This is a genomic window from Sphingomonas sp. HF-S4, assembly GCF_032911445.1.
Classification (GTDB): domain Bacteria; phylum Pseudomonadota; class Alphaproteobacteria; order Sphingomonadales; family Sphingomonadaceae; genus Sphingomonas; species Sphingomonas agrestis.
In genome coordinates, this window is record NZ_JAWJEJ010000001.1 from 140,249 (window position 1) to 160,890 (window position 20,642).

A 20,642-nucleotide genomic window follows, 5' to 3' on the forward strand; every position below is an offset into this window, starting at 1 on the left:
GAAGGGGCGCTTTTCACCCCCAGCTCGCCATCGGCGGCAGGCTCATCAGGATCGCATCGACGTTGCCGCCGGTCTTCAATCCGAACAACGTCCCCCGATCGTAGATCAGGTTGAACTCGGCATAGCGCCCGCGCCATTCGAGCTGCTGGGCCTTGTCCGCGTCGGTGAAGGGCAAGCCCATCCGCCGCCGGACGATGCGCGGGAAGACATCAAGGAAGGCGCGGCCGACATCCTGGGTGAAGGCGAAGTCCGCGTCCCAATCGCCTTCGAGGTGATCGTAGAAGATCCCGCCGACGCCGCGATGCACTTTCCGGTGCGGGATGTAGAAATAGTCGTCGGCCCATTGCTTGAAGCGGGGATAGTGCCCGGGATCGTGTGCCTCGCACGCGGCCTTGAGCACTGCGTGGAACTCGGCTGTATCTTCCTCGACCGGGATCGGCGGGTTGAGATCGGCGCCGCCGCCGAACCAACGCTTGGTGGTGACGAGGAAGCGCGTGTTCATGTGAACCGCGGGCGCGTGCGGATTGGCCATGTGCGCGACCAGGCTGATGCCGGTGGCGAAGAAGCTGGGATCGGTGTCGGCACCGTGAATCGTCTTGGCGAAGTCGCCTTCGAACGCGCCGCCGACGGTCGAGACGTTGACGCCGACCTTCTCGAACACCTTGCCCTTCATCACCCCGCGAACCCCGCCGCCGCCGGGCTCGCCGCTCGGATCGGTGCGGTCCCAGGTCAAATAGTCGAAGGTCGCGTCCGAACCCGCCTCGGCCTCGATCGCCTCGAATTCGGCGCAGATCTGGTCGCGCAGGGATTCGAACCAAATACGGGCCGCGTGTTGCTGGGGATCGAGCGCTTGCATGACGGGCTAGTAGGCCCGCGAGGGGAAGCGTGTCGAGTGGACAGAGTGTCCCCACGCGAGCCCGCGCCGACAGGTGGAGAGCTTCGGTCCGCAAACATCTGCTGAAGGTCTGAGATTGGTGGGAAGCAGACATCCAGAATTGAACCGCGGCGGCTGCGCGCGCCTATTTCAAAGGCGACGATGCATAACGTGGAGAGACACATCACCTAGCGTCGGATGCGAAAACGCTTCCGGTATCGTCCCAACAATCGCGAAGCCTAGGCTGCGCCACAAGGCGACCGCCGCTACGTTTGTGGAAACAACTGCGTTGAACTGGATCGCTCGGAAGCCGCTTGCCTCCGCCCACCTGACGACGGCATTACCAAGACTTCGACCGACGCCTCTCCCACGAGCATCAGTCGCCACCATGAAGCTGGCGGTCGCGACATGGCTGCCCGGCCCCATCTGGTTCGCGCCCATTTTGGCGGTGCCGAGTACACGGTCGGCCGTATCCGTCGCGACGATCGTCTTCCCGGTACGCGTCATCCACAACGTCCGAGCATCCTTCTCTGCGATATCCCTGGGATAGGTGAAGGTGTCTCCTGCTCCCGCCACCGCCGTCATGATTTGCCAGATGGCGGGCCAGTCCGTCGCTTTGGCCGGGCGTACCATTGTGTCCCCCACATTGATTGCTGCCGGTTCGCCGTTCGCAGTCGCTATTTGGTCCATCGCGCCACCTTAAATACGCAAGGCGGCCCTGCCAACGTCCGCTATTGGGGCGTTTGCGGTCCGGCAGCTTTTGGCACCGGCTTCGGGGCTCGCGAACATCCGGGATTGGGTGGCTAGCGGTCGTTCGTCATTCTCGTATCTCTGGCTATTCGCCGACCGACGGCGAAGGTCAGGGTCGAGATGCCGAGCGAGAGCAGCAGCGGCAGACCGAGATAGGCAAGGCCAATGAGCCACCAGGCCCAAAACCCCGGGGGTGAGGGCGGATAGCTGGCCAAGTCCACCGTGTAGACACCCAATGGCCCCACAAGCGAGACCACATAGGCTAGTCCCCTCCAGCCTGGACGCAACAGAAGCCCGCCGACAAACGCCAGAACGGGGGCCACGACCAAGCTCACAAAAACAGACGGCATGTGCGGAACCTACCGATAGGAGGTCGCGCCAACAACGTCTGCTATTGGGGCGTTTGCTGCCATCGCTTTTTCACTCCTTGGGCGGTTGGCGCGGGACGGCTATCGGTATGGGGGGAGGCAATTGACGGGGCTGACGATATGCGACTGACCGTTCTCGTGGCCTCGATGTTGAGCACCATAGCTGCCGCCGAAACTCCGGCGCTCTGGTTGCAGGAGCGGACGGCCTGCCTCGGCGCTCAGATGGATCAGGCACGAGCCGCGCGTAGCGGCAAACTCTCGCGGCAGGAGGCTGCAATGGTGGCGCGGCAGGTGATCGCTGCATGCCGCGCTACCTTCCCCGAGGAGGTTACTGCCAGGGAACGGGCGGGCATAGAAGGAGACGATCGTGCCATGATTGCGCAGTGGTTGCGAAGGCATTGACGGCCGCGCTCGCGCCAAGCCGATTGCCACCGGAAGACCGGCGAGCGTCACACCGCGGTCAAAATCCTTGTTGGCAAAGCCGCTTCCTGCCGTCTATCAGGCCGCGCAAGCCTCGGGGGCAACCGGGCGGCGATGGGCGAGGATGCGCCCCTGTCCGGTTACCCCACGCGGTCGTCGTGGGATTGTTCTGAAGTGCAAGGGCTGAAGCATGGCAACGCTTGAAGACGGTGTTTCCCCTACCCAGACGGTGGTGCCGCCGGGCGACGTGATCGAGAATCCGCGCCGTCGCGACTATCTGCAGATCGCCGCGGTGGCGTTTGCGGGCGTCGGCGGGGGCGTGACGCTTCTGCCGCTGATCAATTCGATGAACCCCGATGCGAGCACGCTCGCTTTGTCGACCACCGAGCTCGACGTTTCGGCGATCGAGCCCGGCCAGGCGATCAAGGCGAGCTTCCGCAAGCAGCCCTTGTTCGTGCGCAACCTCACCCCGGCGGAGATCGCCGCGGCCGATGCGGTTCCCGTATCGAGCCTGCGCGACCCGCAGTCGCTTGCCGACCGCACCAAGGAGGGCAAGCAGAACTGGCTGATCACGCTGGGCGTGTGCACCCATCTCGGCTGCGTGCCGCTGGGTGCCGGCGAGGGTGAGAATCGCGGGCCGTTCGGCGGCTATTTCTGCCCGTGCCACGGCTCGGCCTATGACACTGCCGGCCGCATCCGCCAGGGTCCGGCGCCGACGAACCTCGCGGTTCCGGAATATGAATTCACGTCCGACACTGTCGTCGTGGTCGGTTGAGGATAGACGCAGATGAGCTTTCCCTGGGCACGCCACTACGAACCCAAGAACCCGCTGACGCAGTGGATCGACAGCCGCCTGCCGCTGCCGCGCTTCGTTTATAACGCAGTCGGCGCCGGCTATCCGGTCCCGCGCAACCTCAACTATTTCTGGAACTTCGGCGTGCTCGCCGGGGTGGCGCTGATGGTTCAGATCGTCACCGGAATCGTGCTCGCGATGCACTTCCACTCCTCGGCCGCCGGTGCGTTCGAATCGGTCAATGTCGGCATGATGCGCGACGTCAACGCCGGCTGGTTCCTCCGCTTCGCGCACGCCAACGGCGCCAGCATGTTCCTGCTGGTAGTCTACATCCACATCTTCCGCGGGCTCTATTACGGATCGTACAAGGCACCGCGCGAGATGGTGTGGCTGATCGGCGTGGTGATCTTCCTGCTGCTGATGGCCACCGCGTTCATGGGCTACGTCCTTCCCTGGGGCCAGATGAGCTTCTGGGGCGCGCAGGTGATCACCGGCTTCTTCTCGGCGATCCCGGTCGTCGGCGAATGGATCCGCGTCTGGCTGCTCGGCGGCTATGCGCCCGACGACGCCACGCTCAATCGCTTCTTCTCGCTCCACTATCTGCTGCCCTTCGTGATCGCGGGTGCCGTGATCCTCCACATCTGGGCGCTCCACATTCCGGGTTCGTCGAACCCGACCGGCGTGGAAGTGAAGGGCGAGCAGGACACCGTCCCGTTCCATCCCTACTACACCGCGAAGGACGGCTTCGGGGTCGGCGTGTTCCTGATCGTCTTCTCGACGCTGATCTTCTTCTACCCCGATCTGCTCGGCCACCCGGACAATTACATCCCGGCCAACCCGCTCTCGACGCCGGCGCACATCGTCCCCGAATGGTATTTCTGGCCGTTCTACGCGATCCTGCGCGCCTTCACCGCGGACTTCATCATCCCGGCGAAGCTGTGGGGCGTGCTCGCGATGTTCGGCTCGATCCTGCTACTGTTCTTCCTGCCCTGGCTCGACAAGTCGCCGGTGCGCTCGGCGAACTTCCGTCCGGCCTATCGCATCGCGTTCTGGATCCTCGTCCTCGACGTGCTGATCCTGGGCTATTGCGGCGGCTCGGCCGCGACGCCGGCGGTGGTCATCACCAGCCAGGTCACCGCGGCGTATTATTTCGCGCACTTCCTGATCATCGTGCCGATCATTTCGCGCCTCGAGCGTCCCAAGCCGCTGCCCAACTCGATCACCGAGGCAGTGCTGGGCGACAAGGGTGGCTCGCGGATGACCGAAACGGCGCTGAGCGCGTAAAGGGGAATCGAGAAAATGCTTCCGCTGTTCATGCGCTCGATCAAGTTCCTCGTCGGCCTCGCCTTTATCGGCGTGCTGTTCCTCTCGCTGGTCGGCACCATCGTCGGCCTGGTGAAGGAGCCTCCGCAGCCGACCGCCGAGGAAGAGTTCCACCACCATCCCAAGCCGCTCAAGCTCGCGTCGGACGGGCCATTCGGCAAGTTCGACAACGCCCAGCTCCAGCGCGGTTTCCTGGTCTTCGAAAAGGTCTGCGCGAGCTGCCATTCGCTCAACCTGGCGTCGTTCCGCGATCTCCAGCAGATCGGCTACAACGAGGCCGAAGTGAAGAAGATCGCCAAGGACTGGCCGATCAAGCAGCCGGTCCAGGATCCCAAGGCGGGCACCTGGGGCGAGCGTGACAATCTCGCGTCGGACCGCTTCCCCAAGGTCTTTTATCCCGGCACCGGCACCCCGCCGGACCTGACCCTGATCGCCAAGGCCCGGCATAACGGCGGCGCGTACATCTATTCGCTGCTGACCGGCTATGAGGACAAGCAGCCCGCCGAGCTGCTCAAGAACTTCCCGGGCGCCAAGACCCCCGAGGGGTCGCACTACAACCCGTATTTCGCGAACCTCAACATCGCGATGCCGCCGCCGCTGACCGGCGACGATCAGGTGACCTATTCGGACGGCACCCGCGCGACCAAGGACCAGATGGCCAAGGACGTCGCCGCGTTCCTCGTCTGGAGCTCCGAGCCGACGCTGCAGAAGCGGCACGCCGCGGGCTTCGCGGTGGTGATCTTCCTGCTGATCGCGACCGGCCTGGCCTATGGCGCGTACCTCACCGTGTGGCGGGGTGTGAAGCACTAAGGCGCTGAAATCGTTGAACTAATAGAATCCCGCCGCGGCCCTGCCCGGCGGGATTTTCTTTTTCTGAGGCCGAATCGAATGCCGAACAACGAAGACATCCGGCAGCGCATCCGCACGATCCCTGATTTCCCCAAGCCGGGAATCCAATTCCGCGACATCACCACCCTGCTGCTCGACGCCGAAGGCCTCGCGCTGACGATCGACCGCATGGCCGAGGCCGTCGAGGGCAGGATCGACCTGGTCGCCGGCATCGAAGCCCGCGGCTTCCTGTTCGGCGCGGCGCTGGCGGTGAAGCTCGGCTGCGGGCTGCTGCTGATCCGCAAGGACGGCAAGCTCCCCGGCGCGACGATCGCCGAGGACTACGTCCTGGAGTATGGCACCGACCGCATCGCCATCCATGCCGATGCCTGCGCGCCCGGCGCCCGGGTACTGCTGGTCGACGACCTGATCGCCACCGGGGGCACCGCGCGCGCCGCGGTGCGGCTGCTGCGCAAGGCAGGGGCCGAGGTCACCCAGGCAGCGTTTGTCGTCGACCTGCCCGAGCTGGGCGGCGCCGACGCATTGCGCGGTGACGGGATCGCGGTCCACGCGCTGGTGGCGTTCGAAGGACACTAAAGGAACTTGGTCGCACGCGCCCCGTTCTAAGGCGCGAGAGGATCGCCAATGACTCTGTTTCGCCGCATCTCCGCCCTCGGGCTGCTCGCCGCCCTCGGCCTGAGCACCGCCGCCTGCATGGACGACGGCTATGGCTATTCGGGCGTCTCGCTCGGCTATGGCAGCCCCGCTTATTATGGCGGCGGCTATTATGACGGCTACGGCTATCCTGGGTACGGCGGCTTTGGCAGCTCGTATTTCGGCTGGTATGGCGACTATTATTATCCCGGTTCGGGCTATTACGTCTACGATCGCGACCGCCGCCCGCACCGCTGGAACGATGGCCAGCGCCGCTATTGGGAAAACCGCCGCAACAACTGGCGCGGCGACCGGGGCACGATCCGCGACAATTGGAACGGCTTCGGCAATCGCGGCCAATGGGATCGCGAGCGCCGCAATTGGAACGGCAGTGATCGCCGCACGTGGAATCGGGGCGAGGGCCGCACTTGGAATCGTGGTGAGGGTCGCACCTGGAATCGCGGAGAAGGGCGGACCTGGAACCGGGGCGACGGCGGCACGCGCAGCCGCGACGATGGCCGTCGCAGCCGCCGCGACTAGGCCGGGCGCCGCCGCATCAGCGCGATCGCGGTGAAGCTGAGCACCGGCTCGTCCTTATGATTGAACGTGGTCATCCGATTGCGGACGCTGCCCATTTCGGGACGGCTCCGCGAAGGGCGGACTTCGACGACTTCACTCTCGCAGCGGAGCACGTCGCCCGGATAGACCGGCTTGAGCCAGCGCAGTTCGTCGACCCCGGCAGCGCCCAGGCTCGCCTGGGGATGGGCCTTCATATGCTCGACGAGCATCGCCATCGTCATCGCGCAGGTGTGCCATCCGCTCGCGGCAAGCCGACCGAAATGGGTCTTCGCCGCCTCCTCGTCGGAGAGGTGGAAGGGCTGGGGATCGTATTTCGTGGCGAATTCGACGACCTCCTCGCGGGTTACCTGATAGCCGCCGAAGCTGCGTTTGAAGCCGACTTCGATATCGTCAAAATATAGCATGGCTTCAGTTTCGTCTGGAAACTGAGCGTATGCAAGCTTTCAGGGCGGGGCTGGGAAGTCGTGCAACGCACGGACCTGCACCTGGGTAGGAAGGCGGTTCGTCTTAACCGCTTCGTATGAGTCGGAGCGGTAGCAAGTGCATCATGCGGCGCGCTTATTTGCTCCAAGGACGCGGTTCGAGCCGCCTGTTCCCCGCCGGCCTTTGGGTGCTGGCCGGCGCGCTGTCGATCGTATTCGGCATGTCGCTCGGCTCGCCGGCGCTGGGGGTCGGCATCCTCGCGGTGGCGTCGATCGCTAGCCAGATCGTCGGGCATCGGCGCTTGTCTGTCCTTGCGGCGCGCCTCGCGGGGCTGGCACGGATCGAGCCGAGCGGTGCGCATTGGATGACGCTGTGCCATGCTGCCGATGCGATCGAGGACCGGCTGCGCAGCACCGAGGATCGGATCGAACAGCGCCACGCACTAACCGGCCTGCCGACTCGCGAGCCGCTGCTGGCGCGGATGAAAGCGGAGGGTGCAGGGACGCTGGGACTGCTCGCGCTCAACGATTTCGATCGGTTGTGCGCCTTCGATCCCGCGCTCGCCGATCGCGCGTTGAAGCAGTTCGCCGCGCGGATCGTGCGGATGGTGGGAAGCGAGCGGATGGTCGCGCATGTCGATCGATCGCACTTCGCCTTGTGGTTCGGGCCCGGCGTGACGGGTGAGGATGCCGAGCGCCAGCTCGTCGCGATCGGTTATGCGTTGGGCGACGTGATGCACGAGGGCGGGCGCGAATTGGTGCCCGAGGTGCGCGTGCACCATGCCGCCTGGACTGCGGAGGAACCTGCGCCTGCTACGTTGGCGCGGGTGCTCGCCGCCTGCGCGGCGGGGCCGGAGGGACCGATCCAGGTTCAGCGGATCGATGCGGCGTCGGCCGCAGCCGAGCGCGACCGCTATGCACTGGAACAGGATCTGCGCGGTGCGCTCGCCAATGGCGAGTTCGAGCTGCGCTATCAACCGCAGATCGATGCAGCGAGCGGGCGGGTGAGCGGTGCCGAGGCGCTGCTGCGCTGGCGGCATCCCGAGCGCGGGATGGTCTCGCCCACGTTGTTCATCCCGGTGCTCGAAGAGGCTGGGCTGATCGAGGAAGTGGGACTCTGGGCGCTCAATGCCGCCTGCCGCGAGGCGCGAAGCTGGCACAGGCTGGGGCAGGGGCCGCTGACCGTCGCGGTCAACGTCTCGGCGCATCAGCTCGACGGCGCCGACCTGCACAGCCGGATTAAGCGCACGCTCGAGCGCCACTCGCTGCGCGCTGGCATGCTCGAGATCGAGCTGACCGAGAGCGCTGCCGCCGCCGATGTGAATCGCGCCGAACGATTGTTCGAGGGGCTGCGGGGCCTGGGCATCCATATTGCGATCGACGATTTCGGCACGGGCTTCTCCAGTCTTTCGGCGCTGCGGGTGCTCGCCTTCGACAAGATCAAGATCGACCGCCAGTTCGTCACCGAGGTCGAGGCGCGGCGCGACAGCCAAGCGATCTGCCAGAGTGTTATCGCACTCGCCCGTGGACTCGGCATCCGCGTGATCGCGGAAGGGGTCGAGCGCGAGGAGGAATATCTCTGGCTGCGCCGTCACGGCTGTTCGGAGTTCCAGGGCTATTATTTCTCGCCGCCGCTCGGCGCGCCCGATTTCCAGGCGTTCGTCCGCAATCCCGCTGCGCTGCGCGATCGCCTCGCGCTCGATGCGCGGCACGTCCAGACCAAGCTTTCCCGGAGACTCGCCCGATGAAACCGTTGTTGCGCATCGTCGCGCTGGCCAGCCTCGCCGCGCTCGCCGCCTGTTCGAAGGGATCGGCGCCCCGGCCGGTGGCACTGAGCGCGCCGGTGGGCGAGGCCGATATCGGCGGCGTCCAGGCGCTGCTGATGCAGGGCGACCGCAAGGGCGCGGAGAAGCAGCTCAAGCCGCTGCTCAAGCGCGAGCCGATGAACCCCAGGCTGCTGTTGCTGCGAACCTCGATCGAGGGGGACGCCAAGGAACTGCTCGGCCCGACCAATTATCCCTATACGGTGCGTGCGGGCGAGACGATCGAGGCGCTGGCCGACCGGCTGCTCGGCAACCGGCTCAAGGCCTATCAGCTCGCGCGCTACAACGACATCGCCAACCCCGCGACGCTGACCGCGGGGACGGTGTTGCGCATTCCCGGCACGCCGCCGCGCCCCAAGCCTGCGCCGACGCCCGACCGGCCGCGCGCGGCGCCTGCCCCGGTGCGGCCCAAGCCCGCCGCACCTGCACCTGCACCCGCGCCGGCCAAGCCGGCTGCCAACCCGGCGGCGGCGCAGCGTGCGCGTTCGGCGGGGCTGGCGGCGCTCAATCGTGGCGCGGTTCAGCAGGCGGTGTCGCTGCTGCAGCGCGCGGCTGCGCTTGATCCGGGCAATGCGGTGATCCAGCGCGACCTCCAGCGCGCGCAGCGGATCGCAGCGACGGTCCGCGCGCGGCAATAGCCCAAAAATCTCCCAGCAAGCTGGGGAAGGAATTGCGAAGCTTGTCAGCCCTTCGAGCGGCCAGAGGAAGAAATCCTTAAGTTCCCGGCGCTAAGCGATAGGCCTAAGCGGGATCTGAAGACCTATGGAACGGCTGGGACGGTACAGGATCGAGGCGCGGATCGGCGAAGGCGCGATGGCGGACGTGTATCGCGCGCTCGACCCCGATATCGGCCGCACGGTGGCGATAAAGGCGCTCAAGCCCGATTATCGCCGCGATCCTGAACTCGGCGCGCGCTTCCTGCGCGAGGCGCGAGCGGCGGGCGCGCTCAATCATCCCAATATCGCGACGATCTACGACGTCGGCGAGGCCGATGGCGTGCCGTACATCGCAATGGAACTGGTCGAGGGACGGCCGCTCGATACCGTGCTCCAGGCGCAGGGGCGGATGCCGTTCGAGCGCGTGCTGGCGCTCGGCGCGCAGTTGAGCGACGCGCTCGCATATGCGCATGCGCAGGGCATCGTCCACCGCGACGTCAAGCCTTCGAACATCCTGCTGTCTTCGGACGGCAAGACCGCCAAGCTGCTCGATTTCGGCGTGGCGCGGACCAGCGATTGCGATGGCCAGCTGGCGCGCACCCAGGCCGGACAGATGATCGGCACGCCGCGTTACATGAGCCCCGAACAGGCGCTCGGGCTGCCGGTCGATGCGCGTTCCGACCTGTTTTCGCTGGGCGCGGTGCTTTACGAGATGGTCACCGGCAACACCGCGTTCGACGCGACCGGGCTCGCCACGCTTGCGTTGCAGATCGCGAAGGAGCGCGTGACACCGATCGAGCGATCGGCTGCCGATTGCCCGCCCGGGCTGCGCCAGATCATCGAGAAATCGCTCGCCAAGAAGCCCGACCAGCGTTTCGCCGATGGTGGGCAGTTGCTCCAGGCGCTGCGGCGCGAGACTGCGGCGCTGAGTGCCGAGGATAGCGTGACGCGGCGTGGTATCTCGCTGCGGTTCAAGCTGCCCTTCGCGCTGGTAAGCATCACGCTGATCGCGCTGCTGCTCAGCATCTCGGCAATCCTGACGCGCCAGCAGCGCGCGCTCGAACATATGGCGGTGACGTCGGGCGAGACGATCGCGACCTTCGTCGCCAAGAACGCCGCGGTGCTGCTCGCCGACAATGCAGGGCTGCCGGCGGCCGAGCAGGACTGGGCGCCGCTCCAGGCCTTCGTCACCGCCGCCAGCCAGGACGGCGGGGTGCGCGGGATCGTCGTCGTCGATGCCGGCGGCACGATCCGCGCGGCGAGCGACGGGCGTCGCGTCGGCCAGCATTATGCTCGGCCGAGCGGCGAGGAGCGCCTTAGCGACGCGGTGACTAATGCAAATGATGGAAGGGGTGGCGCGCTGCGCTTCATCCGGCCGATCCGCTATGCCGGCGCCGATTTCGGACAGGTCGATATGCTGCTGCCGCGCACCTCGCTCGACGCGGCGATGGCCAATGCGCGGATGCTGCTGATCGTGCTCGCCGGGATCATCATGACCGTGGTGAGCGTGATCGGCTATCTGAGCGGCGCGACGGTGGTGCGGCCGCTGCGCCGGCTTCAGGCGAGCTTCGACGAGGCGCGGGCGAGCGGCTTCGCGCTGCGTATCTCGCATCGCCGCCGCGACGAGATCGGCGCGCTGTTCGACGGGTTCAACCGGCTTGCCGCCGAGACCGAGCCGAAGCTCCAGGGCGCCCAGGCTCAAGCGCCGGCGCTCGAGGCCACCTGCATCCAGATCGCCCCCAAGCGAGCCGCGTAAATGTACATGCTCCAGCTATTCGACGTCGACGACAGCGTCCAGCCGATCGACGCGCGGCTGCTGCGCGACGGGGCGATTCGCATCGGCCGCGATACCCAGTGCGACTGGCCGATCGCCGATCCCGACCGGGCACTGTCGCGCGAGCATTGCGAAGTCGCAGTGTCGGCCGACGGGCTGATCGTCCGCCCGATCGGCACCAATGGCGTGTTCGACGATTCGACGGGCGACCGGCTGCCCGATCTGGTCGACGTGCCGGTCGAGATTCCTTTTACGCTGCGGATGGGGCGCTTCCGTATCGCGGCGACGCGCGCACCGCTTGACGACGAGGTTACCGATACGACGCGGACGATGGTGCTGACCCCGCCGCTCGGCGCCTCGACTTCGGTTCCGACCGACTGGAGCGACGCGCAGCCGCTGGCAGCATCAGGGGGCGAATCGCTGTTGGAGGCATTCTGCCGAGGCGCGGGGCTCGACGCCTCGCTGCTGTCGGGCGAGGAGCCGGCCGAGGTGATGGAGCGCGCGGGCGCGGTCTATCGGCAGATGGTGCTCGGGATCGCCGATTTGATGGTCGAGCGGGATCGCGCGCGCGGGCGCTACAATCTCAGCCGCACGACGATCGGCGGCACCGGCAACAATCCGTTCAAATGGGCGCCGACCCAGCGGCTGGCGATCGACCTGCTGTTGTCGGGCGTAGGCGGGTTCCTGTCCGGCCCCGCGGCGATCGGCAGTTCGCTCCAGGACGTGAAGCGGCATTTGATCGCGACCTTTGCCGGGCTCCAGGCCTCGCTGCGCCAGGCGGTCTCGAGCTTCGACCCCAAGGATATCGATGCGGCGGTGGCGAAGAACGGCTCGCTGCTCAAGAGCAAGCACGCCCTGCAAAGCCAGGAGATCGAGATGCGGCACGCCGATCTGGTGCGCCAGCTGGAGGGCGAGGAGGGGACGCTCGACCGCGCCTTCGTCCAGGCCTATGCCGCTGCCGAGCAGAGCAAATGAGGTTGGGCCTGGCGCGATCCCAAGACATCGAAGCGTTCCGCTCCGTCTCCCGCAGCCATGTCGGGCGCGTGCGCCAGGTCAACGAGGATCGCGTGCTCGACCGGCCCGATCGCGGGTTGTGGGCAGTCGCCGACGGGATGGGCGGACACCGCGGCGGCGACATCGCCGCCGAGCTGGCGATCGCGGCGCTGCGCGGGGTTGCCGATGCTGACTCGCCGGTTCGCGGCGAGGCGATCCTCGCCGCGCTCGAAAGTGCCAATGGCCAAATACTGGCACGGAGCGAGGCGGCCGGCGGCGTGATCGGATCGACGATCGTCGCGCTCCATGTCGCCGAGGGTGAGGCGCAGATTTTCTGGGCAGGGGACAGCCGTGCATATCGGGCGCGGGACGGGCGCTGGGAGCAGGCCACGCGCGACCACAGCCTGGTCCAGCAGCTGGTTGACGAAGGGCTAATCGATCGCGAACAGGCCAGGCGGCATCCGCAGGCGCATGTCATTACGCGGGCGCTGGGGGTCGAAGGTAAAGTCGAGGTCGAGCGCGTATCGTTTGCAGTCGAGCCGGGCGACGTGCTGCTGCTCTGCTCGGATGGACTCAGCCGGTCGCTGGGTGGCAATGGCACGGGAGCGGATGAGCAGGCGGCCGAGCGGTTGCTTACCGAAGCGCTCGAAAAGGACGGCAGCGACAATATCACCTTTGTGCTGGTTGGGATCGGCTGACCCACCCACCGTTCGTTTCGAGCGAAGTCGAGAAACCGGGCCGGGCCCTTCGTAGGCGTTTCTCGACTTCGCTCGAAACGAACGGAAGGATAAACGCTAGCCCCCGGCCCTACGCGAACACCCCCACCACCGACTTGACCTCGAGAAACTCAGCAAGCCCGAACTTGCCGTGCTCGCGACCGTTGCCCGATTGCTTGTAGCCGCCAAAGGGCAGGTTCGGATCGGGTTGGCCGCCATTGACATAGACCATGCCGGCACGCAGCCGCGGGGCGACGCGGCGAACGCTCTCGGCATCGCCGAATACCACGGCCGACAGCCCGTAATCGGTGTCGTTGGCGATGCGGATCGCGTCTTCCTCGTCGTCGTAGGGAATGATCGTCACCACCGGTCCGAAAATCTCCTCGCGCGCGATCGTCATGTCGTTGCGGACGTTCGAGAAGAGAGTCGGCTTGACGAAATAGCCGGTCTCGATGCCGTCGGGGCGGCCGGGGCCGCCGGTCTCGAGCTTGGCGCCCTCCTCGAGCCCCTTGGCGATCAGGCCCTGGATCTTGTCCCATTGGGTCCTGTTGACCACCGGGCCGATATGGCGGCCCTCTTCGGCGGGATCGCCGGTCTGGGTGGCCTTCATCGTCTCGGCGGCGATCGCGGCAGCCTGGTCCTGAAGATGCCGGGGTACCAGCAGGCGGGCAGGGGCGATGCAGCTCTGCCCCGAATTCATCAGCACGCTGAACAGCGTCCCCGGCACCGCCTTGGCGAGGTCGGCGCTCTCCAGCACCAGCGACGGCGACTTGCCGCCCAGTTCCTGGTGGACGCGCTTGACCGTGTCGGCGGCATTCTTGGCGACGAGCACGCCGGCGCGAGTCGATCCGGTGAAGCTCACCATGTCGACGCCCTTGTGCGTCGAGAGCGCGGTGCCCACGCCGGGTCCGTCGCCGTTGACGAGGTTGAACACGCCGGCGGGGACGCCCGCGGCGTCTAGCACTTCGGCGAAGATCGCGGCGCAGGCCGGCGCTTCTTCCGAGGGCTTGAGCACCATCGTGCATCCGGCGGCGAGCGCGGGGGCGACCTTCGAGACGATCTGGTTGAGCGGCCAGTTCCACGGCGTGATCATCGCGACCACGCCAATGCCCTCGTGGACGACCAGGCTTTTGCCGATCCTCTCCTCGAAGGCAAAGCTGCGCAGCGCCTCGATCGCCGCCTTGAAGTGGCCGATCCCGCTGCCGACCTGCGCGGTCCTGGCGAGGCTTAGCGGGGCGCCCATCTCCAGGCTGATCGCCTCGGCCATGTCGGCGGCGCGGGCCTTGTACGCGTCGAGGATGCGCTCGATCAGCGCGATGCGCTCGTCGACGCTGGTGCGCGAGAAGCTCTCGAACGCACGCCTCGCGGCGGCGACGGCCTTGTCGACATCCGCGGCGGAACCCAGCGTGATCTCGGAGACGGGCGCTTCGGTGGCGGGGTTGATGACCTGGTGGACGGTGCCGCCGTCGCTCGCAACCCAGGCGCCGTCGATATAGTGCTTCAGGTGACTGCGCATCCGCCTCTCCGATTCGAACTTCCGGTATGGTGGACTAAATGGCGGGCGGGTGCGTCGGTTGCAAGCCGCGGTCAGCGCGATAGGACTATTGTGAGGTCGGCGCCGCTGGCGACACCGGTGCAGGTGCAGGCACTTTTGCAGGCTTCTTTGCAGCACCGTTCGCGGGTTTCTGAGCGAAATCCACAGCCTGGTCGCGGAGCTCCTTGGTATCCTCGTCGATGTCCACCCCCTTCTCGGTCGCGGACTGATTGATCAGCGAGCGCATGCCGAGGTTCGTGCAATAACGCGCGTAATCCCGGATTATCGACTGGGCTCGCGAGTAGGTGGTGGGGAGCGTTTTGGCTCCAAGCGCGCGGACCTTGTAATTCTCTTGGGCGGAGCGAACGAGCTTCTGCACATTCGAAAGCTCAGGGGCGATCAAGAACGCCTCGTCATAGTTGCGCCATGCAGAATCGGCGAAGCCGAAGCTGGCCGCGAAGGCGGCTATGACATCCTTGCCGGCGCCGAAAGCGGTGAGCAGGGCGTTCGAGCCTGTGCCGATGTCGTTCGTCAGGGAACGTCCATATCGCCGTCGCATTGCGCTCTCGACCGTCTTGTTGAGAAAGCGATCGCAATAGGCGTCACCGAGATTGAACCCTGCTTCCAGATACGCCTTGGCGCTCCCGTCTGGAATTTTGGCAATAGTTTTACCATCCTTGCCGATCGAGGAGCGAAGCAGCAGGTAATCTGCTACCAGGAAGTCGTCTTCGCCCTTGTTGTTGTCGCGAGCATCGACGAACACAGCGGTCGGGTTTTTGGGCGTGCCGAGCGCATTGTTCAGATTGGTCGAGGCGCAGCCGCCGAGAAGGGCTAGCGGAATGCCTAGAAGAGCGGATTTCATTTTCTTCCCCCTGACCGGATTGGGCTCGACCCAAGCAAGGAAGATAAGCGGTCCGCTGTTTGGTGTTTGTGAGAAAGCGCACAGGCGCGTTTCGGCCACGATGCTCAAGCAAAACGCCCGGGCCTTTCGACCCGGGCGTTTTGCTGTCCGTGCTGATCGCGGAGATCAGCCCGAATAATACATGTCGTATTCGACTGGGCTCGGCGTCATCTCCCAACGGGCGACTTCGGCGCGCTTGATCTCGACATAAGCGGCGATCTGGTCGCGGGTAAACACGTCGCCCTTGAGCAGGAAGTCCTGATCGGCCTCGAGGCTGTCGAGCGCTTCGCGGAGCGAGGCGCAGACGGTCGGGACCTGCTCGAGTTCTGCCGGCGGCAGGTCGTACAGGTTCTTGTCCATCGGGTCGCCTGGATGGATGCGGTTCTGGATACCGTCGAGGCCGGCCATCAGCAGCGCTGCGTAGCAGAGATACGGATTGGCGAGCGCATCGGGGAAGCGGAATTCGACGCGCTTGGCCTTGGCGCCGGTGCCGTACGGGATGCGGCACGAAGCCGAGCGGTTGCGCGAGGAGTACGCGAGCAGCACGGGGGCTTCATAGCCCGGGACTAGCCGCTTGTAGCTGTTGGTCGACGGGTTGGTGAAGGCGTTGAGCGCCTTGGCATGCTTGATCACGCCGCCGATGAAATACAGGCACATGTCGCTCAGGCCCGCATAGCCGTTGCCGGCAAACAGCGGATTGCCCTTATCCCAGATCGAGATGTGGGTGTGCATGCCGCTGCCGTTATCTTCCTTGATCGGCTTGGGCATGAACGTCGCGGTCTTGCCATAGGCATGCGCGACCTGGTGCACGACATACTTGTAGATCTGCATGCGATCGGCGGTCTGGACCAGCGTGCCGAAGGTCAGGCCGAGCTCGTGTTGCGCGGCGGCGACTTCGTGGTGGTGCTTGTCGCAGGGCAGGCCCATTTCGAGCATCGTTGCCACCATCTCGCCGCGGATGTCGACGGCGCTGTCGACCGGGGCGACGGGGAAATAGCCACCCTTGGCGCGCGGACGGTGGCCGAGATTGCCGGCCTCATATTCCTTGCCCGAATTGCCCGGCAGTTCGATGTCGTCGATCGCGTAATAGCTGGTCGAATAGCTGTTCTCGAAGCGGACGTCGTCGAACATGAAGAACTCGGCCTCGGGGCCGACATAGACGGTGTCGCCGATGCCCAGCGTCTGGAGATAGGCCTCCGAGCGCTTGGCGGTCGAGCGCGGGTCGCGCGAATAGAGCTCGCCGGTCGAAGGCTCGACGACGTCGCAGACCAGGATCAGCATTGGCGTGGCCGAGAAAGGATCGACCCAGACCGCATCGAGATCGGGCTTGAGGATCATGTCGGACTCGTTGATCGCCTTCCAGCCCTCGATCGAAGAGCCGTCGAACATCAGGCCGTCAGTCAGCTCGTCCTCGCCGATTACCCCGGCGACCATGGTGAGGTGCTGCCACTTGCCCTTGGGGTCGGTGAAGCGAAGATCGATCCATTCGATCTCCTGGTCCTTCACCATCTTCAGGATGTCATTGGCCGAGTTCGCCATGGTAGATGCCCTTTCGCTCTCTTTCGTGGGCCCGACGAATCGGGCAATAAAATTACCTGTTTGCGCGCTGCAATATTACAGTGCTGCGCCGCGTCAAACGGCGTTTTCGTTCCGCTCGCCCGTGCGGATGCGTAGGGCGGTCTCGACCGGGATGACGAAGATCTTGCCGTCGCCGATGCGGCCGGTCTGCGCCGCGGTGGCGATCGCTTCTACCACGCGGTCGGCGAGGGTGTCGTCCACCACCACTTCGAGCTTCACCTTGGGGAGGAAGTCCACCACATATTCGGCGCCGCGATAGAGCTCGGTATGGCCCTTCTGACGGCCAAAGCCCTTGGCTTCGGTGACGGTGATGCCGCTGACGCCGACTTCGTGCAGCGCTTCCTTCACTTCATCGAGCTTGAACGGCTTGATGATCGCTTCGATCTTTTTCACGTGTTCCCCCAAAGGAAATGAGGCAGTCCCCATAGCGCGCGTCTGGCAACATCCGTGCCAGAGGCGAAATCGAGGATGCCCCTCCGGTCGCACGCCACGCAAGGCTAAACAAGTGCCTGTCAAACGGGCAACGACCAACGGCCTGCCTCATTCGGCGGCACGAAGGCTCCCCAAGCGCAATATATTCACATATGTGATGGAACCGGAGGCTAATCTTCACGTTTGCGCATCCGAAACGAGCATCGCGGAGTATTGCATGCAGCTTTGGCCGATGGACGAGCCGGCCGAGATCCGGCGCAGTCACGACAGCAGGACCGTGGCGAAGGGACCTCTGGTGATCATGGCCCACGGCCTGCTGGCAATCGCGGACGACGCGCGCGACGGCTATCGGATCTGCAGCGCGATTGGCGAGCTCGATGCCGAGCAGGCAGAGGAAGCGCTGCGGCGGTGGACGGTGCCGCGCTACCACGCGGCCTGAACGCGCGACCGGCCGAGCGCAGCGGCGCTCGCCTCGCGGCGCCGAGTGTATTAGACATCAGCACCGGAAATCATCGGGGTGGGGCGCGGGGGCGCTGCCGCACCTCCGTTAAGGCAAGCGTTCAGGGGGATCCGTAATGACGATTCGCAAGTTCTTCGCGCTCGGCGCTGCAGTGGCGACGCTGATGCTCGGTGCCACGCCGGCGGCGGCGCAATTCGGTGGGCTGGGGGGTCTCGCCAAGAAGGCGGGCATCAGCATGCCGAGCCTGCAAAAGGCACCGATTTCCACCAGCCTGCCCGACGCCAAATGGGGCGACGCAAGCAAGGACGGCTTCACCCCGCGCGAGCCAAAGCGCAATCTCGCGACGCTCCAGCGCACGCCGAATGGCGGATTCGTGCTGCAAGCCGGCTATTATGAATTCCACGACCAGAGCTATTGCCTCCATGCCGGCACCCACGGGCCTGGCGGCGGCGACGGCTATCTGTTCGGCCCGACCAAGGGGGCGGCCCAAGATGCAGTGACGACGATCCTGCGCAACTCGGTCAATCATCCCGAGATCAGCCAGCAAAAGATCCAGACCCTGCTCTGGGCGATCGTCGCGCGGGCCAAATTCGAGGACTTGTCGAGCGAGCACAAGGTGGTCGCGGCGGCGTTGCTCAGCCCGCGCCAGCTCGCTGCGCTCAACCGTAACGCGCTCGACATGCTCACCCGCGGACCGATCGCCGACAATCTGCCGAGCGGAGTGCGCCAGGTGCTACAGGCCGAGGCGGACCTGCGGCGCATGCTCGCTTCGCCTGGCACCAGCTTCGCCGATCTCGAAGCGGTAGCGGTGCTCGCCGGCGCGGCGGGAATCGGGCCGGGCAGCCAGGACGTGCCCTCCGGTCGCTGGAGCGCGCATCCGGATGGCTATTGGATTCGCTATTTGCCGCAGGGCTATAGCAACACCGTGGTCAACATCTGGGTGCCCCAGGGCAGCGCGGGCGTGGGCAAGGAATATGATCCGGCGACGCACATTGCCGTGCCGGGGAACACCAACCGCCAGCGGCTCGCCCAGTCGGGCCGGGCCTATGGGGGGCATTGAGCCCTAAAACTCCCCTTCCTGCGTGCAGGGAGGGGAGCAGGATCAGTAAGGCGGCCGGTCCAGCCCCTTCGGACTGGTCGTGAAGATCTCGCAGCCGGTCTCGGTGATGCCGATCGAATGCTCGAACTGCGCCGAGAGCGAGCGGTCGCGGGTCACCGCGGTCCAGCCGTCGTCGAGCAGCTTCACGTCGGGGCGGCCGACGTTGATCATCGGCTCGACAGTAAAGAACATGCCAGGACGCAGCTCCGGGCCGGTGCCGGGGCGGCCGACATGGACGACTTCGGGCGCGTCGTGGAATACTTGGCCAAGGCCATGCCCGCAGAAATCGCGGACCACGCCATAGCGGTGCTTTTCGGCGTGGCGCTGAATCGCATGGCTGATGTCGCCGAGATGGTTGCCCGGCCGGGCCTGTTCGAGCCCAAGCATCAGGCATTCATAGGTCACGTCGACCAGCCGGCGCGCCTTGATCGGCACGTCGCCGACCAGATACATCCGGCTGGTATCGCCGTGCCAGCCGCCGAGCATCGGGGTGACGTCGATATTGACGATGTCGCCGTCCTTGAGCGTGCGATCGGACGGAATGCCGTGGCAGACGACATGGTTGATCGAGATGCAGCAGCTGTGCGTGTAGCCGCGATAGCCGAGCGTCGCGGGCACGCCGCCCGCGGCGATCGTCATATTGCGGACGATGTCGTCGAGCTCGTCGGTGCGTACGCCGGGGACGACATGCGGCACCAGCGCGTCGAGGATCTCGGCGGCGAGTTGGCCCGCCTTGCGCATGCCTTCGAAGCCTGCGGGTCCGTGGAGCTTGATCGCGCCGTCGCGCGCCTGCGGCATGTCTTCGGTGACGGTGACATATTCGGTCATGCGCGGCGATATAGGCGTTTGCGTGCCGGTTTGCGAGGCTCTAGGCCATCGCCATGAGCGAGCGCATCTGGACCGCGGCACTGGTGGTGATCGGCGACGAGATTCTCTCGGGCCGCACGCAGGACAAGAATGTCGCGCAGCTCGCCTCCTGGCTCAACGTCCAGGGCATCCGGCTGGCCGAAGTGCGCGTGGTGCCCGATGTGCAGGACGCGATCGTCGAGGCAGTCAACGCGCTGCGCGTCCGCAACGATTACCTCTTCACCACCGGCGGGATCGGGCCGACGCATGACGACATCACCGTCGATGCGATCGCCGTGGCGCTCGGCGTTTCGGTGGTGGTGCATCCGCAGGCGCGCGCGGTGCTCGAACGTCATTACGAGACGCGCGGCGGGCTGACCGATGCCCGGCTGCGGATGGCAAGGGTGCCCGAGGGGGCGGACCTGATCGCCAACCGGATGTCCGGCGCGCCCGGGATCCGCTGGGGCAATGTCTTCATCCTCGCCGGGGTGCCGCACATCACCGCGGGGATGCTCGACGCACTGACCGGCACGCTCGAGGGCGGGCTGCCGGTGCTGTCGCGCACGGTGGGGGCGTGGGTCGCCGAGAGCGAGATCGCCGAGATGCTCGGCGAGACCGAGCGCGCGCATCCCGGCGTGTCGATCGGCAGCTATCCGTTCTTCCGCGAGGGCAAGACCGGCGCGAACTTCGTAGTGCGCGCGACCGACGCGGCGCTGGTCGACCGAGTCGTGGAAGCGCTGCTTGGGGGGTTGCGGGCCGCGGGCAGGGAGCCGATCGAGGGCGGGATTTGACGGAATTTATTGCAAGCCCATCGCGACA

21 protein-coding genes are annotated in these 20,642 nt (G+C 65.7%); 13 read left to right on the top strand and 8 right to left on the bottom strand.

The features are described 5' to 3' along the window. Positions 1-13: 13 nt before the first annotated feature. Entirely contained in the window at positions 14-856 is an 843-nt protein-coding gene (gene hemF, locus RZN05_RS00715; RefSeq protein ID WP_317224709.1) for an oxygen-dependent coproporphyrinogen oxidase, read from the bottom strand. A gap of 168 nt (positions 857-1,024) precedes the next feature. Then, positions 1,025-1,564: a GNAT family N-acetyltransferase gene (locus RZN05_RS00720; RefSeq protein ID WP_317224710.1), complete on the bottom strand. Its 540-nt coding sequence runs from the start codon at positions 1,562-1,564 to the stop codon at positions 1,025-1,027. Positions 1,565-2,602: 1,038 nt separating this feature from the next. On the opposite strand from RZN05_RS00720, the gene petA reads away from it, so the two are divergent. The 5 genes from petA to RZN05_RS00745 all read left to right on the top strand — a co-directional run bounded on the left by petA (position 2,603) and on the right by RZN05_RS00745 (position 6,550). Then, the gene (gene petA, locus RZN05_RS00725; protein WP_317224711.1) at positions 2,603-3,187 is read left to right on the top strand and encodes a ubiquinol-cytochrome c reductase iron-sulfur subunit; all 585 of its coding nucleotides are present in this window, start codon (positions 2,603-2,605) and stop codon (positions 3,185-3,187) included. Positions 3,188-3,199: 12 nt separating this feature from the next. Next, on the top strand, positions 3,200-4,489 hold the full coding sequence (locus tag RZN05_RS00730; RefSeq protein WP_317224712.1) for a cytochrome b: 1,290 nt from the start codon (positions 3,200-3,202) through the stop codon (positions 4,487-4,489). A 15-nt stretch (positions 4,490-4,504) separates the two neighbouring features. Next, positions 4,505-5,338, top strand: coding sequence for a cytochrome c1 (locus tag RZN05_RS00735; protein WP_317224713.1), 834 nt, complete (start codon positions 4,505-4,507; stop codon positions 5,336-5,338). 78 nt (positions 5,339-5,416) lie between these two features. Further along, positions 5,417-5,953 (top strand): adenine phosphoribosyltransferase, encoded by a 537-nt coding sequence (locus RZN05_RS00740; protein WP_317224714.1) that lies wholly within the window; start codon positions 5,417-5,419, stop codon positions 5,951-5,953. A gap of 48 nt (positions 5,954-6,001) precedes the next feature. Further along, positions 6,002-6,550, top strand: a complete 549-nt coding sequence (locus RZN05_RS00745; RefSeq protein ID WP_317224715.1) for a hypothetical protein — start codon at positions 6,002-6,004, stop codon at positions 6,548-6,550. Here the strand turns inward: RZN05_RS00745 and RZN05_RS00750 are convergent. Then, entirely contained in the window at positions 6,547-6,993 is a 447-nt protein-coding gene (locus RZN05_RS00750) for a MaoC family dehydratase (RefSeq protein ID WP_317224716.1), read from the bottom strand. The two genes, RZN05_RS00745 and RZN05_RS00750, sit on opposite strands and share 4 nt — an antisense overlap. A 143-nt stretch (positions 6,994-7,136) precedes the next feature. Between RZN05_RS00750 and RZN05_RS00755 the strand changes: the two genes are divergently transcribed. The 5 genes from RZN05_RS00755 to RZN05_RS00775 all read left to right on the top strand — a co-directional run bounded on the left by RZN05_RS00755 (position 7,137) and on the right by RZN05_RS00775 (position 12,955). Next, positions 7,137-8,759 (top strand): putative bifunctional diguanylate cyclase/phosphodiesterase, encoded by a 1,623-nt coding sequence (locus tag RZN05_RS00755; RefSeq protein ID WP_317224717.1) that lies wholly within the window; start codon positions 7,137-7,139, stop codon positions 8,757-8,759. Further along, positions 8,756-9,472: a LysM peptidoglycan-binding domain-containing protein gene (locus RZN05_RS00760; RefSeq protein WP_317224718.1), complete on the top strand. Its 717-nt coding sequence runs from the start codon at positions 8,756-8,758 to the stop codon at positions 9,470-9,472. The genes RZN05_RS00755 and RZN05_RS00760 overlap by 4 nt, the downstream gene beginning before the upstream one ends. 124 nt (positions 9,473-9,596) lie before the next feature. Further along, positions 9,597-11,246 (top strand): serine/threonine-protein kinase, encoded by a 1,650-nt coding sequence (locus tag RZN05_RS00765; RefSeq protein WP_317224719.1) that lies wholly within the window; start codon positions 9,597-9,599, stop codon positions 11,244-11,246. Positions 11,247-11,252: 6 nt separating this feature from the next. Continuing rightward, positions 11,253-12,239, top strand: a complete 987-nt coding sequence (locus tag RZN05_RS00770; RefSeq protein ID WP_317224720.1) for a type VI secretion system-associated FHA domain protein — start codon at positions 11,253-11,255, stop codon at positions 12,237-12,239. Beyond that, positions 12,236-12,955 (top strand): PP2C family protein-serine/threonine phosphatase, encoded by a 720-nt coding sequence (locus RZN05_RS00775; protein ID WP_317224721.1) that lies wholly within the window; start codon positions 12,236-12,238, stop codon positions 12,953-12,955. Before RZN05_RS00770 ends, RZN05_RS00775 begins: the two co-directional genes overlap by 4 nt. A gap of 109 nt (positions 12,956-13,064) precedes the next feature. On the opposite strand, the gene RZN05_RS00780 is transcribed toward RZN05_RS00775, so the two are convergent. The 4 genes from RZN05_RS00780 to RZN05_RS00795 all read right to left on the bottom strand — a co-directional run bounded on the left by RZN05_RS00780 (position 13,065) and on the right by RZN05_RS00795 (position 17,379). Next, a complete protein-coding gene (locus RZN05_RS00780) occupies positions 13,065-14,489 on the bottom strand; it encodes an aldehyde dehydrogenase family protein (protein WP_317224722.1) in 1,425 nt (474 codons plus the stop codon). Positions 14,490-14,574: 85 nt separating this feature from the next. Next, positions 14,575-15,477, bottom strand: a complete 903-nt coding sequence (locus RZN05_RS00785) for a hypothetical protein (protein ID WP_317224723.1) — start codon at positions 15,475-15,477, stop codon at positions 14,575-14,577. Between the two features lie 57 nt (positions 15,478-15,534). Next, a complete protein-coding gene (glnA, locus tag RZN05_RS00790; protein ID WP_317224724.1) occupies positions 15,535-16,947 on the bottom strand; it encodes a type I glutamate--ammonia ligase in 1,413 nt (470 codons plus the stop codon). 93 nt (positions 16,948-17,040) lie between these two features. Then, positions 17,041-17,379: a P-II family nitrogen regulator gene (locus tag RZN05_RS00795; RefSeq protein ID WP_317224725.1), complete on the bottom strand. Its 339-nt coding sequence runs from the start codon at positions 17,377-17,379 to the stop codon at positions 17,041-17,043. Between the two features lie 256 nt (positions 17,380-17,635). Between RZN05_RS00795 and RZN05_RS00800 the strand changes: the two genes are divergently transcribed. Together RZN05_RS00800 and RZN05_RS00805 are read left to right on the top strand one after the other, a co-directional pair. Further along, entirely contained in the window at positions 17,636-17,857 is a 222-nt protein-coding gene (locus RZN05_RS00800) for a hypothetical protein (protein WP_317224726.1), read from the top strand. Positions 17,858-17,993: 136 nt separating this feature from the next. Beyond that, complete coding sequence (locus RZN05_RS00805; protein WP_317224727.1) at positions 17,994-18,938, top strand: hypothetical protein; 945 nt, start codon at positions 17,994-17,996, stop codon at positions 18,936-18,938. A gap of 42 nt (positions 18,939-18,980) precedes the next feature. On the opposite strand, the gene map is transcribed toward RZN05_RS00805, so the two are convergent. Further along, positions 18,981-19,805: a type I methionyl aminopeptidase gene (gene map / locus RZN05_RS00810; RefSeq protein WP_317224728.1), complete on the bottom strand. Its 825-nt coding sequence runs from the start codon at positions 19,803-19,805 to the stop codon at positions 18,981-18,983. A gap of 53 nt (positions 19,806-19,858) precedes the next feature. Here map and RZN05_RS00815 point away from each other — a divergent pair, with 53 nt between their 5' ends. Next, entirely contained in the window at positions 19,859-20,614 is a 756-nt protein-coding gene (locus tag RZN05_RS00815) for a competence/damage-inducible protein A (protein ID WP_317224729.1), read from the top strand. Positions 20,615-20,642: the final 28 nt, after the last annotated feature.